21 protein-coding genes and 1 pseudogene are annotated in these 13264 nt (G+C 43.0%); 2 read left to right on the top strand and 20 right to left on the bottom strand.

The genetic code is table 11. The annotated features are described in order from the left end of the window. Positions 1–12 precede the first annotated feature (12 nt). The 16 genes from rpsH to rpsJ all read right to left on the bottom strand — a co-directional run bounded on the left by rpsH (position 13) and on the right by rpsJ (position 7043). A complete protein-coding gene (rpsH, locus tag WMO31_RS05360; protein ID WP_015523199.1) occupies positions 13–411 on the bottom strand; it encodes a 30S ribosomal protein S8 in 399 nt (132 codons plus the stop codon). 19 nt (positions 412–430) lie between these two features. Beyond that, positions 431–616, bottom strand: a complete 186-nt coding sequence (locus WMO31_RS05355; RefSeq protein WP_021883486.1) for a type Z 30S ribosomal protein S14 — start codon at positions 614–616, stop codon at positions 431–433. 12 nt (positions 617–628) lie between these two features. Further along, positions 629–1168, bottom strand: a complete 540-nt coding sequence (gene rplE, locus WMO31_RS05350; RefSeq protein ID WP_015523198.1) for a 50S ribosomal protein L5 — start codon at positions 1166–1168, stop codon at positions 629–631. 14 nt (positions 1169–1182) lie between these two features. Next, the gene (gene rplX, locus WMO31_RS05345; RefSeq protein ID WP_015523197.1) at positions 1183–1500 is read right to left on the bottom strand and encodes a 50S ribosomal protein L24; all 318 of its coding nucleotides are present in this window, start codon (positions 1498–1500) and stop codon (positions 1183–1185) included. Positions 1501–1514: 14 nt separating this feature from the next. Continuing rightward, positions 1515–1883, bottom strand: a complete 369-nt coding sequence (gene rplN, locus WMO31_RS05340) for a 50S ribosomal protein L14 (RefSeq protein ID WP_021883487.1) — start codon at positions 1881–1883, stop codon at positions 1515–1517. Positions 1884–1922: 39 nt separating this feature from the next. Beyond that, complete coding sequence (gene rpsQ / locus WMO31_RS05335) at positions 1923–2180, bottom strand: 30S ribosomal protein S17 (RefSeq protein WP_021883488.1); 258 nt, start codon at positions 2178–2180, stop codon at positions 1923–1925. Positions 2181–2197: 17 nt separating this feature from the next. Then, a complete protein-coding gene (gene rpmC, locus WMO31_RS05330) occupies positions 2198–2401 on the bottom strand; it encodes a 50S ribosomal protein L29 (RefSeq protein WP_015523196.1) in 204 nt (67 codons plus the stop codon). Further along, positions 2401–2820 carry a 50S ribosomal protein L16 gene (rplP, locus tag WMO31_RS05325; RefSeq protein ID WP_015523195.1) on the bottom strand — a complete coding sequence of 140 codons (420 nt, stop codon included), beginning with the start codon at positions 2818–2820 and terminating at the stop codon, positions 2401–2403. Before rplP ends, rpmC begins: the two co-directional genes overlap by 1 nt. Further along, the gene (gene rpsC / locus WMO31_RS05320; protein WP_015523194.1) at positions 2820–3491 is read right to left on the bottom strand and encodes a 30S ribosomal protein S3; all 672 of its coding nucleotides are present in this window, start codon (positions 3489–3491) and stop codon (positions 2820–2822) included. The genes rplP and rpsC overlap by 1 nt, the downstream gene beginning before the upstream one ends. Before the next feature lie 14 nt (positions 3492–3505). Next, positions 3506–3847: a 50S ribosomal protein L22 gene (rplV, locus tag WMO31_RS05315; protein WP_015523193.1), complete on the bottom strand. Its 342-nt coding sequence runs from the start codon at positions 3845–3847 to the stop codon at positions 3506–3508. A 20-nt stretch (positions 3848–3867) separates the two neighbouring features. After that, positions 3868–4140, bottom strand: coding sequence for a 30S ribosomal protein S19 (gene rpsS, locus WMO31_RS05310; RefSeq protein WP_015523192.1), 273 nt, complete (start codon positions 4138–4140; stop codon positions 3868–3870). Between the two features lie 19 nt (positions 4141–4159). Then, positions 4160–4993 carry a 50S ribosomal protein L2 gene (gene rplB, locus WMO31_RS05305; protein ID WP_367999346.1) on the bottom strand — a complete coding sequence of 278 codons (834 nt, stop codon included), beginning with the start codon at positions 4991–4993 and terminating at the stop codon, positions 4160–4162. Between the two features lie 102 nt (positions 4994–5095). After that, positions 5096–5389 carry a 50S ribosomal protein L23 gene (gene rplW, locus WMO31_RS05300; protein ID WP_015523190.1) on the bottom strand — a complete coding sequence of 98 codons (294 nt, stop codon included), beginning with the start codon at positions 5387–5389 and terminating at the stop codon, positions 5096–5098. Beyond that, positions 5386–6009, bottom strand: a complete 624-nt coding sequence (gene rplD / locus WMO31_RS05295; RefSeq protein WP_367999345.1) for a 50S ribosomal protein L4 — start codon at positions 6007–6009, stop codon at positions 5386–5388. The genes rplW and rplD overlap by 4 nt, the downstream gene beginning before the upstream one ends. Before the next feature lie 16 nt (positions 6010–6025). Continuing rightward, positions 6026–6658 (bottom strand): 50S ribosomal protein L3, encoded by a 633-nt coding sequence (gene rplC / locus WMO31_RS05290; RefSeq protein ID WP_015523188.1) that lies wholly within the window; start codon positions 6656–6658, stop codon positions 6026–6028. A gap of 73 nt (positions 6659–6731) precedes the next feature. Next, entirely contained in the window at positions 6732–7043 is a 312-nt protein-coding gene (gene rpsJ / locus WMO31_RS05285; protein ID WP_015523187.1) for a 30S ribosomal protein S10, read from the bottom strand. 510 nt (positions 7044–7553) lie between these two features. Between rpsJ and WMO31_RS05280 the strand changes: the two genes are divergently transcribed. Then, positions 7554–8069, top strand: coding sequence for a cob(I)yrinic acid a,c-diamide adenosyltransferase (locus tag WMO31_RS05280; RefSeq protein WP_015523186.1), 516 nt, complete (start codon positions 7554–7556; stop codon positions 8067–8069). 230 nt (positions 8070–8299) lie between these two features. On the opposite strand, the gene WMO31_RS05275 is transcribed toward WMO31_RS05280, so the two are convergent. The 4 genes from WMO31_RS05275 to WMO31_RS05260 all read right to left on the bottom strand — a co-directional run bounded on the left by WMO31_RS05275 (position 8300) and on the right by WMO31_RS05260 (position 12658). Next, positions 8300–9457, bottom strand: coding sequence for a DHHW family protein (locus WMO31_RS05275; protein ID WP_367999344.1), 1158 nt, complete (start codon positions 9455–9457; stop codon positions 8300–8302). A gap of 39 nt (positions 9458–9496) precedes the next feature. Further along, positions 9497–10891: an MBOAT family O-acyltransferase gene (locus tag WMO31_RS05270; RefSeq protein WP_101105928.1), complete on the bottom strand. Its 1395-nt coding sequence runs from the start codon at positions 10889–10891 to the stop codon at positions 9497–9499. A 258-nt stretch (positions 10892–11149) separates the two neighbouring features. Next, positions 11150–11569 carry a DUF4854 domain-containing protein gene (locus tag WMO31_RS05265; protein ID WP_015523184.1) on the bottom strand — a complete coding sequence of 140 codons (420 nt, stop codon included), beginning with the start codon at positions 11567–11569 and terminating at the stop codon, positions 11150–11152. Between the two features lie 120 nt (positions 11570–11689). After that, on the bottom strand, positions 11690–12658 hold the full coding sequence (locus WMO31_RS05260) for a M23 family metallopeptidase (RefSeq protein WP_367999343.1): 969 nt from the start codon (positions 12656–12658) through the stop codon (positions 11690–11692). Positions 12659–12850: 192 nt separating this feature from the next. Between WMO31_RS05260 and WMO31_RS05255 the strand changes: the two are divergent. Then, positions 12851–13222, top strand: a pseudogene (locus tag WMO31_RS05255) (TnpV protein). Positions 13223–13264: the final 42 nt, after the last annotated feature.

The following is a 13264-nucleotide window of genomic DNA, read 5'->3' as shown; positions in this document are numbered from 1 at the left end:
TCGCACCTCCTCTTACCAAATGTAAGCGAGAACCTCGCCGCCGATGTGCTGCTTTCTTGCCTCACGATCTGTCATAACACCCTTTGAGGTTGAAATGATAGCGATACCAAGACCCTTCATTACCTTTGGCATATCTTCTGCATTACTGTAAATTCTGAGACCGGGCTTTGATACACGGCGGAGACCTGTGATAACAGGAGTCTTACCGTCTGTATACTTGAGTGTTACCTTAATAACGCCCTGCTTGCCGTCTTCAATAACTGTGAAATTCTTTACATAACCTTCGTCAACAAGAATCTGACAAATTGACTTCTTGAGGTTTGAAGCGGGAATTTCAACAGAATCATGCTTTGCTGAATTTGCGTTACGGATTCTTGTAAGTAAATCAGCAATTGTATCTGTAATCTGCATTATGCTTTACCTCCCTTGCTTACCAGCTTGCTTTCTTTACACCCGGAATTTCGCCCTTGTAAGCGAGTTCACGGAAGCAAATACGACAAATGCCATACTTACGGAGGTAGGCGTGTGGTCTACCACAGATGTTACATCTTGTGTACTCTCTTGTAGAGAATTTCTGCTTTCTCTGCTGCTTTACTTTCATTGAAGTTTTAGCCACAACAATCCCTCCTTACTTTGAAAACGGTGCGCCCATAAGCTTTAAGAGCTCGCGAGCTTCTTCGTCTGTTGTTGCAGTGGTTACGAAACAAATGTCCATACCACGAACCTTGTCGATCTTGTCATAGTCAATCTCGGGGAAGATGAGCTGTTCTTTGAGACCCATGTTGTAGTTACCACGGCCGTCAAATGAATCAGGGTTGATACCTCTGAAGTCACGAACACGGGGAAGTGCTACATTGAAGAATCTGTCGAGGAATTCATACATTCTCTCGCCTCTTAATGTAACCTTACAGCCGATTGCCATACCTTCTCTGAGTTTGAAGTTAGCAACTGACTTTCTTGCCTTACAGATGAGAGGCTTCTGACCTGTAATAGCAGAAAGGTCTGTGCAGATAGCATCAATTACTTTTGAGTTATCTTTTGCTTCGCCTGCGCCTACATTGATAACGATTTTATCAAGCTTAGGAATCTGCATTGTGCTCTTGTAGGAGAACTTTGACATAAGAGCAGGTGCAACTTCTTTTGAATAATATTCTTTAAGTCTTGCCATATCTTATTTCCTCCTTAAAGTGCTTCGCCGCATTTAGCGCAAACTCTGCCCTTAGAGCCGTCCTCATAGAACTTATGAGCAACTCTTGTAGGCTTTTTGCATCTTGGGCAAACAATCTGAACCTTAGATGCATACATAGCACCCTCAGCCTTAATGATACCGCCCTGCTCGCCCATCTTCTTGGGCTTAACATGCTTTGAAACCATGTTTACCTTTTCTACGATAACTTTGCCTTCTTTAGGGCTTACAGCCATAACCTGACCTGTCTTGCCCTTGTCCTTACCGCTTAATACGATAACGGTGTCGCCTGTTTTAACATGAACTTTACTCATTGTGACACCTCCAATTAAAGTACTTCGGGAGCGAGAGAAAGAATCTTCATATAATCCTTATCACGAAGCTCTCTTGCTACCGGTCCGAAGATACGAGTACCCTTCGGGTTCTTATCTTCCTTAATAATAACAGCTGCATTTTCATCGAAACGGATATAAGTACCGTCTTCTCTTCTGACGCCCTTTGCAGAACGAACAACTACAGCCTTTACAACGTCGCCTTTTTTAACAACACCGCCGGGTGCTGCCTTTTTAACCGAGGCTACGATTACATCGCCAATGTTGGCATATCTCCTTCTGGTACCGCCGAGTACACGAATGCACATAAGTTCCTTTGCGCCGGTGTTGTCGGCAACCTTGAGGATAGTTTGCTGCTGAATCACAGTGTAATTCCTCCTTTACTCAAAGCCGCTAAAATAAACTTATTTAGCTTTCTCAATAATCTCGACGAGTCTCCATCTTTTGTCTTTAGAAAGAGGACGGGTCTCCATAATCTTTACACGGTCGCCAATGCCACACTCGTTGTTTTCGTCGTGTGCCTTGAAACGAACTGTACGCTTAACAATTTTGTTGTAAAGCTTGTGCTTTACGCTGTCTTCAACTGCAACGACAATTGTCTTGTCCATCTTGTCGCTTACAACTTTTCCGACAACAGTTTTTCTCATATTTCTTTCACTCACTGTTAAGTCCTCCTCTCTTAAGCTTCAGCGCCGTTAAGTTCCATCTGACGAAGAACTGTTGAAATTCTTGCGATGTCCTTTTTAACAGCACCGATTCTGGATGAGTTTTCGAGCTGATTAACAGCAAGCTGGAAACGAAGATTGAATAATTCTTCTTTGAGTTCAGTGAGCTTTGTCTGAAGCTCTTCTACTGACATATCTCTGAGTTCTGATGCTTTCATTACTGCTCACCCTCCTCTTTCTTAACAAACTTGCACTTGATCGGAAGCTTATTTGCAGCAAGGCGAAGAGCCTCTCTTGCAGTAGCTTCATCTACGCCGCCGAGTTCAAACATAACTCTGCCGGGCTTTACTACGGCTACCCAGTACTCGGGTGAACCTTTACCTGAACCCATTCGTGTTTCAGCAGGCTTTGCTGTAACAGGCTTATCAGGGAAAATTTTGATCCATACTTTACCGAATCTTTTGCAGTAACGAGTCATAGCGACACGGGCAGCCTCAATCTGGTTTGAGGTGATCCATGCAGGCTCTGTAGCCTGAAGACCGAAATCGCCGTAAGTAACCTTGTTACCACGAAGAGCCTTACCTGTCATACGACCTCTGTGAACTCTTCTGTATTTTACTCTCTTAGGTAATAACATTACTTTCTGCCTCCTTCTCTGCGGGGCTTTCTTGACTTAACTTCGTTAAGAACCTCGCCCTTGTAAAGCCAAACCTTAACGCCTACTTTACCGTAGGTGGTGTTAGCTTCTGCAAAGCCGTAGTCGATGTCGGCACGAAGTGTCTGAAGCGGAATAGTACCTTCGTGGTACTGCTCTGAACGAGCAATTTCAGCACCGCCGAGACGGCCCGAACACATAATCTTGATACCCTTAGCGCCACGACGCATTGCGTTGCCGATTGACATCTTCATTGCACGGCGGAAAGAGATTCTCTTTTCAAGCTGCTGAGCGATGCTTTCTGCAACGAGCTGTGCATCAAGCTCAGGAGCCTTAACTTCTACGATATTGATTGCAACGGGCTTGCCGAGCATCTTTTCGCACTGTGCTCTGAGCTTTTCAATCTCAGAACCGCCCTTACCGATTACAAGACCGGGCTTAGCGCAGTGGATGCTGATTTTAACCTTTTTGCCGTCACGCTCAATTTCAATCTTTGAGATACCGAAGTTGTAAAGCTGAGCCTTCAGAGTCTTACGGAGGTTATAGTCCTCAACGAGTGTAGCACCGAAGTCCTTCTTGTTTGCAAACCAACGGGAATCCCAATCTTTAATAACGCCGACACGGAGACCGTGCGGATTAACTTTCTGACCCATAATCTAACCTCCCCTTAGTCGTCTTCTCTTTCCTTGAGTACGAGGGAAATGTGAGAAGTTCTCTTGTTGATTCTGAACGCTCTGCCCTGTGCTCTCGGACGAATTCTTTTAAGGATGGGGCCTGCTGTTGCATTGCACTGAGCAATGTAAAGCTTGGATACATCCATGTCATGGTTGTTCTCAGCATTTGCCATAGCTGAATTGAGCAGCTTTAAAAGCGGCTCGCAAGCGGCCTTGGGAGTGTGCTTGAGAACAGCTTCCGCATACTTAACGTCTTTGCCTCTTACGAGGTCAAGAACTACATTAACCTTGCGGGGTGAAATACGAACAAATTTTGCATTTGCCTTTGCTTCCATCTGCAATACTCTCCTTCCGCTTATTTGCTTGTCTTTGATCCTGCGTGACCTTTGAATGTTCTTGTCGGAGCAAACTCACCGAGCTTGTGACCAACCATATCTTCGGTTACATATACAGGAACATGTTTTCTGCCGTCATGAACGGCAAATGTGTGACCAACGAATTCAGGGAAAATTGTTGAACTTCTTGACCAAGTCTTGAGAATTCTCTTTTCGCCTGCTTCGTTCATTTCGATAACCCTTTTGAGCAGTACAGGCTGAACATAAGGGCCCTTTTTAGTACTTCTACTCATGTTTTAGCTCCTTTCCGCCTTACTTACCGTTTCTTCTTCTTACGATAAGCTTGTCGCTGCTCTTGTTGTTCTTACGAGTCTTGTAGCCGAGTGCGGGCTTACCCCATGGGGTTACAGGGCCCGGACGACCAACAGGTGACTTACCCTCACCACCGCCGTGCGGATGGTCGTTAGGGTTCATTACAGAACCACGAACAGTAGGACGCCAACCCATGTTTCTCTTACGACCTGCTTTACCGATCTTAACATTTTCGTGATCGGTGTTACCTACCTGACCGATTGTAGCCATGCAGTTTTCAGGAACGTTTCTGAGCTCGCCTGAAGGAAGTCTTAAAAGTGCAAGACCGTTTTCCTTAGCCATGAGCTGAGCCATGTTGCCGGCTGAACGAGCGAGCTGAGCGCCTCTGCCGGGATAAAGCTCTACATTGTGGATAAATGTACCAACAGGGATTGCTGTAAGCGGAAGTGCGTTACCAGGCTTAATATCAGCGTTTGCACCTGCTGTTACCTTGTCGCCTACCTTAAGTCCTTCCGGAGCAATAATGTAAGCCCTCTCGCCGTCTGTGTACTCTACAAGAGCGATGAATGCAGAACGGTTTGGATCGTACTCTAATGTTTTAACTGTACCTTCAACATCAAATTTCTGACGCTTGAAGTCAATAATACGGTACTTTTTGCGGTTGCCGCCGCCTCTGTGACGAACGGTGATTCTGCCGTAGCTGTTACGACCTGCCTTTTTATTTAAAGGAGCAAGCAAGCTTTTTTCCGGCTCAACCTTTGAAAGACCCGAATAATCTGTAACCGACATATTTCTTCTTGAGTTAATGGTCGGCTTATATACTTTAATGGCCATTTGGTTTCACTCTCCTCATGATGGCTTTGCGGGAATATGGCATTTCCCATACATTCTGCCTGAATAATGTTTTTCAGACTCAATACTGAACCTGAGTCAGTATTACATCATGCCTTCAAAAAATTCGATAGGCTTGCTGTCTTCGGTAAGTTTTACGATTGCTTTCTTCCAGCTCTTTGAGTAGCCGCCGTTGTTTCTGCCCTGACGACGGAATTTGCCTCTCATGCTTACTGTGTTTACCTTTGCAACCTTAACGCCGAAAACTTCTTCACAAGCTTTTGCAATTTCAATCTTGTTTGCTGACTTAGCAACTTCAAAGGTATAAATTTTGTTAACTGCGCCGAGCATACTCTTTTCGGTAATAACAGGGCGGATTACAATATCATGAGCTATCATGCATATACCTCCTCAATCTTGCTTACCGCATCCTTAACGATGATAAGCTTGTCAGCATTCAAAATGTCATATACATTAAGAGTGTTTACCTGAGCTGTTTTAACACCGGGGATGTTGTTAGCTGATTTAATAACCTTGCTGTCAACCTCAGGAAGAACAATGAGAGCCTTCTTTTCAGCTCCGATTGTGCTGAGCATTGCAACAATCTTCTTTGTCTTGTACTCGTCCATGCTGATTGAATCAACAACGATGAGCTCGTTCTCCATAACCTTTGAAGAGAAAGCTGACTTCATAGCAAGTCTTCTTACCTTCTTGTTTACGGAAAATCTGTAATCTCTTGGCTTCGGAGCGAATACAACGCCGCCGTGTGTCCACTGCGGAGCTCTTGTTGAACCCTGTCTTGCACGGCCTGTACCCTTCTGTCTCCACGGCTTTTTACCGCCGCCTGAAACCTCTGATCTTGTAAGAGCGGACTGTGTGCCCTGACGCTGTGCTGCGAGGTAGTTAACTACCATCTGATGCATAACAGCTGCATTTGGTTCGATACCGAATACGGACTCAGCAAGCTCGATTGTACCGACATTCTTGCCTTCCATATCTACTACTGCTAAATTTGGCATTTATAATCCCCCTTCCTTAAGCCTTTACGGAATCTTTGATTACAACGATTCCCTTGTTAGGACCCGGAATAGCACCCTTAACAGCGATGAGGTTGTTTTCTGCGTCAACCTTAACAACTGTGAGGTTCTGAACCGTTACCTGTTCTGCGCCGAGGTGACCTGCCATTCTCTTACCCTTCCAAACTCTTGAAGGTGATGAGCAGGCACCGATTGAACCGCCGTGGCGTACGCAAGGACCTGTACCGTGTGATTCCTTAAGACGGTGGAAGTTCCATCTCTTAATAACACCTGCTGTACCCTTACCTTTGCTCTTGCCTGTTACGTCAATCTTGTCGCCGGGGGTGAATACGTCTGCTTTAACGAGATCACCGATGCTGTAAGCGTCTGTGTCTGTAAAGCGGAACTCTTTAAGAGTTTTCTTTGGTGCTACACCGGCCTTATCAAAGAAGCCCTTCATTGGCTTGTTTACCTTGTGAGGTTTAACATCGCCGTAGCCGAGCTGTACCGAAGCGTAGCCGTCATTTTCAACTGTTTTCTTGGCTGTTACCACGCAAGGGCCTGCCTCAACAACAGTTACGGGAATCATGATTCCCTTTTCATCGAAAATCTGTGTCATACCGATTTTCTTACCGATGATTGCTTTCTGCATAAATTGTATCCTCCTTATAGGTTATTGGTTGGTTTCCCAACATGACCCTGTCTGCTTGTAGGTTGGTATCCGATTATAACTTAATCTCGATATCAACGCCGGCAGGGAGCTCTAAGCTCATAAGAGCCTCGACTGTCTTGTTTGACGGTCTTAAGATGTCGATAAGACGCTTGTGAGTTCTGATTTCAAACTGCTCACGGCTGTCCTTGTACTTATGAACAGCACGAAGAATTGTTACAACCTGCTTCTCAGTCGGGAGCGGAACGGGACCTGAAACTCTTGCGCCTGTGCGCTTAGCTGTTGCCACGATTCTCTCTGCAGACTGATCAACGAGCTGATGATCATAACCCTTTAATCTTATTCTAATCTTTTCCTTGACTGCCATTATCGTCGCCTCCTTAAAAATGTTAGTTGGCGGGCGTTGCTTTTCAAAACTTTTTGAAACTCTGCCGGGTGTTTCCTCACCCCGCATTAAAAAACCCGTTTAACTATTCAGTTAACCGGGAAGTTCTGAAAGCGTTTGAGCGCAGTTATGGCAAAGCAACCCCATTGCCACTCAATCGCTCTGTGTTTCAATTTAATCGCCCGGTTTAAAATCGGACATACTCCACGGAAAAACCGGCTTAATGCCGCAACCTCCCGCTTCATCGCATATCTTGTGCAGTCACACAAGCATTATTATAAACGAAATACCGCATTATTTCAACCTTTTCGGCAAAATAAGCGGTATAGAAGTTTTTAAAATATTTTTAATTAATTTTGTTTAATTTGTACATACTCCCGTTTGCCGATTTTATGTTATAATTAGGCAGACGAAAATGTCTTTTCTATACTATTGTATATAAGGGATTCCATTTTGTCAATTGTGCAGTTTTATGAAAAGGAATGACAGACAATGAAACATTTGTATTTTGGCGACGGTAAGGGCAAAACCACAGCCGCTGTAGGAATTGCCGTCAGGGCGGCAGGCAGTAACCTCAAGGTGCTGTTTGTGCAATTTTTAAAAACGGAATTTTCGGGGGAACGCCATGTTCTCAGTCACACCGAGAATGTGACTCTCACGCTCTGCCCCGCCGACCTCAAGTTCACATTTCAGATGAACGAAAAGGAAAAGGCTCAGGCGGCAAAAATTTTCAAGGGTATTTTTGACCACAGTGTCACACTTGCCCTGACCGAAAAGTACGACATGGTTGTATTTGACGAGATTATTGACGCAATCAATGCTGAAATGCTCACCGAATCCGAGGTTGTTGAGTTCATCACCAACGCTCCCTCAAGCATGGAAATCATTATGACAGGTCATAACCCGTCACAAAAGATGATTGACCTTTGCGATTATGTAACCGAGTTCAAAAAAATCAAACATCCCTACGATCGAGGCATCACCGGCAGAATCGGTGTTGAATTTTAATTTTAAGTTTGTGTAGATAGTTTAATTTACAAAAAACTTAAAACGCTCGAGTGTAGCGCTTATAAAATCGTATCCGACACCACCCGATTTATGGGTGGTTATTTTTTTGCATTATTTTACGAGGAATGTGGGATATAACAGATTAAAGAATTACAAAAAAACGGCTATCACTTAATGAAAGTCAATTCATCAGCAACAGCCGCTTTTAATTCAATTGAATATTAAAGAACTTACTTGAGCCATACGATATCCGTATCGGTTGCAAGGTTGTCAATTCCGTAAAACACAACAACCTGCTCGGGGTTGTAGGTCGTCACAAGGTCTGACACGCTTTCCTTATAATAACGCAGGTCAACCAGAACTACCTTGCTGTAGTTTTCTGCAAGGAACGGTGCAAGGCTGTGCGAAAAGCTGTCCTTGATGAGAAGAATTGTGCCGTTCTTTGCATTGGTGTTTGTAATCTCCGTGAGAGCGTGATTGCCGTCAATAAACACGGGGTACTTGTCGTCCTCTTTGAGATGGTCGGTAAAGTACATTGAACCCGAAGTTTTAATATTTGCACCCTCGGTGATTTTTACGGAGATATTCCTGTCGGAATTTTTAGGGTTATTCCAAATTTCGATATTATCGGGCGGAGTGAGCCAAAAACCGCTTGAAGAATATGTTGTGCCGTAAAAGTCGGGGTAGCTGTCTTTTTTCAGGGTTGAATCATCAATCGGAGTAATGCCGAGTGCCTTGCAAAGCTCTTGGTAGCCCGTGTAAGCACCCTTTGTTGTCCAATGGTGGTCGGTTTTATAGTAAAGCTGACTGCCGTTTTTGTATTCGCTCTTAAAGCGTTCACGCAAATCAACAAATCCGATTTTATCCTTTGAAAGCGTTGAAGAAATCTTGCTTATATCCTCATCATCGTTGTATTTATCGTGGAATGTCGGAAGCACATCATCAACAATATATCCTGTTGACGGAACGAGCATAACCGTTGTCGGAGTGTCGATTGATTTTGCAAAATCCGCAACCGCACCGATATTCTTATCGAGGTTGTTTTCAGTCGAAACAGGCTTGTTGATAAGGTAGCCGTTTTTGCAGTTATACACACCGCTTGCACCGTTGTTACCCTCCGCAAGGGCGGTGTATGCGTTAAGACCTACCCATGTGTTTCTCTGCGGAAACCTGTCGGCAAAGAATGTTTCAAACTCACTGCCGAAATCACCCGAAAGCAATTTTTCGGCTGTAACCTCCGGAAACTTCTGCAAGTATCTTTTTTCGGAAGAGCTGTAGTCGGGTTTCGGAGAAAAGATAAACCACAAAGCCATTCCGTATATGAAAATCAGAAATACAACCGCAGGAATGTATTTTCCGATTTTATTTCTGTTATCAGTAAAACGCATATATATTCACCTGACTTTTTCTAATTGTTCACAGCCGTTTTAAAATCTGAAATAAAGGAACGGGTTGTAGCTCTGATTAACAAGGCTTGCCGTGCTGACAGCAAGAACACCCATACAGTAGAGTGTTTCGGGAATCCACATAAAGCGTCTGTGTTCAAAGCGTGTGTAAAGCATTGTTGCAAGCGGAGTTGACGCAACAGCCGCAATAATAAGCATTGGCAGGTTGCTCATAATAAGATTGAACGCCTGATCACCGCAAATTCCGTTGCCGAAATTGAAAAGGTCAACCATAAACTCACCGAGCTGTCCGACATCCGTGAAGTAGAAAAGTCCCCAACCGATGATTATGATAAACAGAGTGTAAATGTGCTGAACAAATGACGGCAGTCTGTCGAGAAATTTTTTGAGTACGAATTTTTCAAGAATAAGAAGAAGTCCGTAGTAAAGTCCCCAAAGTACAAAGTTGTATGCCGCACCGTGCCAAAGACCTGTAAGTCCCCACACGATAAGAAGGTTGAGAATCTGCCTTTTAACGCCCTTTCTGTTACCGCCGAGAGGAATATAAACATATTCTTTGAACCATGTCGAAAGGGAAATATGCCATCTTCTCCAAAAGTCTGTAATCGACTTTGCGATGTAGGGATAGTTAAAGTTTTTAAGAAACTCGAATCCCATCATATTGCCAAGACCGCAAGCCATATCGGAGTAACCCGAGAAATCAAAGTAAATCTGAAATGTATAGGCTATCATACCCACCCATGTTCCGACAACACCGTTTTCATCGGTTGTTGCAAAAATGTTTGTTGTGAGCGTTCCCATGGTGTTTGCGATAATTACCTTTTTTGCAAGACCGACCATAAAGAGCTTTACACCCTTTGTGAACATTTCAAGCGTTTCACGGCGGTTTACAAGCTGTTCGGCAACATCACGGTAACGGACAATCGGACCTGCAATAAGCTGCGGAAAAAGTGCAACATAAGTACCGAAGTTGATAAAGTTCTTCGACACGGGCGCATCGTCACGGTAAACATCAATAACATAGCTCATTGTCTGGAATGTGTAGAAGCTGATGCCGATCGGCAGGCTGATTTGAAGCTCCGGAATATTGAGAAACGGCAGCATATTGAGCGTTTCGGTTATCATTCCCGTATATTTAAACACCGCAAGAATACCTATATCAAGCACGCAGGTAAGAATCAGAAACAGCTTTTTCTTTTTGGCGTCGGCTCTGTATTTGTCAACAAGCCAACCGCCTATGTAGTTGAAGAAGATGTTGAACACCATGAGCAGAACAAGCTTAGGTTCGCCCCAACCGTAGAATATAAGGTTTACGATAAAGAGAAAAATATTGCGTCCCTGCCTTGGCACAAGATAATAGGCAAGCAAGGTAATCGGCAGATACGCAAACATAAATACAAGGCTCGAAAATACCACTTGTTTTATCCTCCTGCAAATTTAAATTCATAATTTTTTCAAATACCATCCTACATATTTTAACTTATTGAAGATTTGCCGTCAACATACAAATTATATGATTTTTTGCCCGTAAAGAATAAAAGTAATGTTTATGATTTTATAGGATAATAAATCACATTCGTGCGGTAAAACATTCAGATATGTAAAATCATTATTTGACATTATACACAAAAAACGGACTGTCAGATGACAGCCCGTAGATTGCAAATAATCAAATTATTTAGTTGCGTTGTATGTCTTTGATAAAATGTTTGTACCGTCTTTAGTATTGATTTTTACAACAACTGACGGATCGTCAATGCCAACTGATTCCTTAATACTGTTTGCAATGCCTTCATATGTTGACGACAATGATTCAAAAGCTGATTCAAGGCCTGACTTTACAGTATCAAGTGATTCCTCAGGGAGTTCAGTCTTGTAAGTAAGGTCATAAACTAAGCTCTTGCCTTCAGCCCTAACATCAACATCCATCATTGATTCATATGTCGACTTCATAGAGTCGAGTTCTTTCTGGCATTCGTCTGATGCAACATAGTTAGCGAGCTTCTGCTCAGGTGAATCACCGCAACCTGCAAAGCAGAAGATTGATGTTACTGCGATAAGTGCTGCAACAAGTATAAGTGCAATTTTTTTCATTGTTTTACTCTCCTTAAAAACATAGTGGCTAAATTGTACTATAATAGCATTATATTGTCAACAGTTTATACAATATTCAATTTTTGTGCTAATTTAATTTTATCTTGCTCTTATTTTTTGTCAATCATTGCCAACGGTAAACTTGTATTTCCTTGCAAATTCCTTTGTTTCGTTATTACGCACGACTTCGCTCTGATTTTGCTCAACAACGCTCGTTATAGCACCCACATCAATCCATATCTCGTTATTGCTTTCTTTTTGGCTCTCATCAAACACAAGCTCAAGTCCGAGATGCAAATGACTTTCGGTTATTCCGTTTGTATTTTCGGTATCGCTGTCACCCGTTCTTCCCACATAACCGATTACATCGCCTGCACAAACCTTGTCGCCCTCTTTTAAGTTTTCTGCAAACGGACGGTTCTGCCTTAGGTGTGCATAGTACCAATAGCGTTTTTTGTCGGCAGAACGGATTCCGATTCGCCAACCACCGTACCTGTTCCAGCCCATAATTTCAACCGTTCCCGACTCAACCGCCACAACAGGTGTGCCGACAGCCGCCATAAGATCATGCCCGAGGTGCGGTCTTGTGTAGCCGTAGGTTCTGACCGCACCGAAATCATCATAGCAGGAATACGGAAAAGATTTGGCAATCGGTGAAAACCAACACAAGCCGTAGTCTTTTTCAGTGCCGTTTGAAGTTTCTTTTTCGTAATCACCGACAATTCCCGAAAGTGCCGCACCGTATGCCTGAGAGTAATAGTTGAAATATTTCATATCCTTTGTCAGGTTTTCAACGGTTTCGCCGTTTTTGATTTTGTCGGCAAAATTTGTCATATCGCTGTATTTGTACTTTGTAAAATCGCCGCCGTATTTCGCACCGAGATACGCAAGCGTGGTTATGCAGTCGGTATGCCTGTCGTCATCGTGAGTTTGTATGTCGAGGTCAACGGCATTTTGCAAAGCGTCTTTCGTAACATTAAATTCAACATATTTTATGTAGTTTTTTTGCGTGTCCTTTCCGCCCGTAAACACGACAGCCGACAATGCCGCAAGCATTACGCAAAAAAACACACAGAGCAGTTTTTTCATATCAATCACCGATAATGTATATGAAAAACGGCATACAGTTATTCATTGCGGCTTTGCCGTAAAATGAAAAAAACAGCGGTGTAAGGGACACTTCACATAAAGAAGTCTCCCTTGCGGCATTTATAAGTATTTGTAATGACGGTTGGATATGATGAATTTGTAGCAAATTAAAATATTATGGAGGAAACTACAATGAAATCATTGTTTGAACAATACGGCGGTACTTACCGCAAACAAAGCGATTATCTCATTCCAAATCTCACATTTCCTAAAAGTGAAGAAAACGCTATTAGTATTTATGGGCAACGGCATTTTAATTTTTTATAGGAGCACCGCAGATTGACTTATATCAATTCACTTACAAGAGGAGATCTTATTGAATATCTTTTTAAGATTGACAAACAGGCACGAGAACGTTTTTGTCGGATTGTAAAACGGTTAAAAACAACACAAGGTATTACTGAACAGATGAAGGCTGACAGCCCTATGGAATGGGTTGAAAAAATGAATTATATTAGGCAGCAAGCTGAAGAAATTATTTTAAATGAACTAATTTATATTTAAAATTTAAGGCAATATGTGAAAAAACAATCTGTATCAAATGAT

This window comes from Ruminococcoides intestinale (genome assembly GCF_040095935.1).
Taxonomy (GTDB): domain Bacteria; phylum Bacillota; class Clostridia; order Oscillospirales; family Acutalibacteraceae; genus Ruminococcoides; species Ruminococcoides intestinale.
This window is presented reverse-complemented; position numbering and strand designations above follow the sequence as displayed.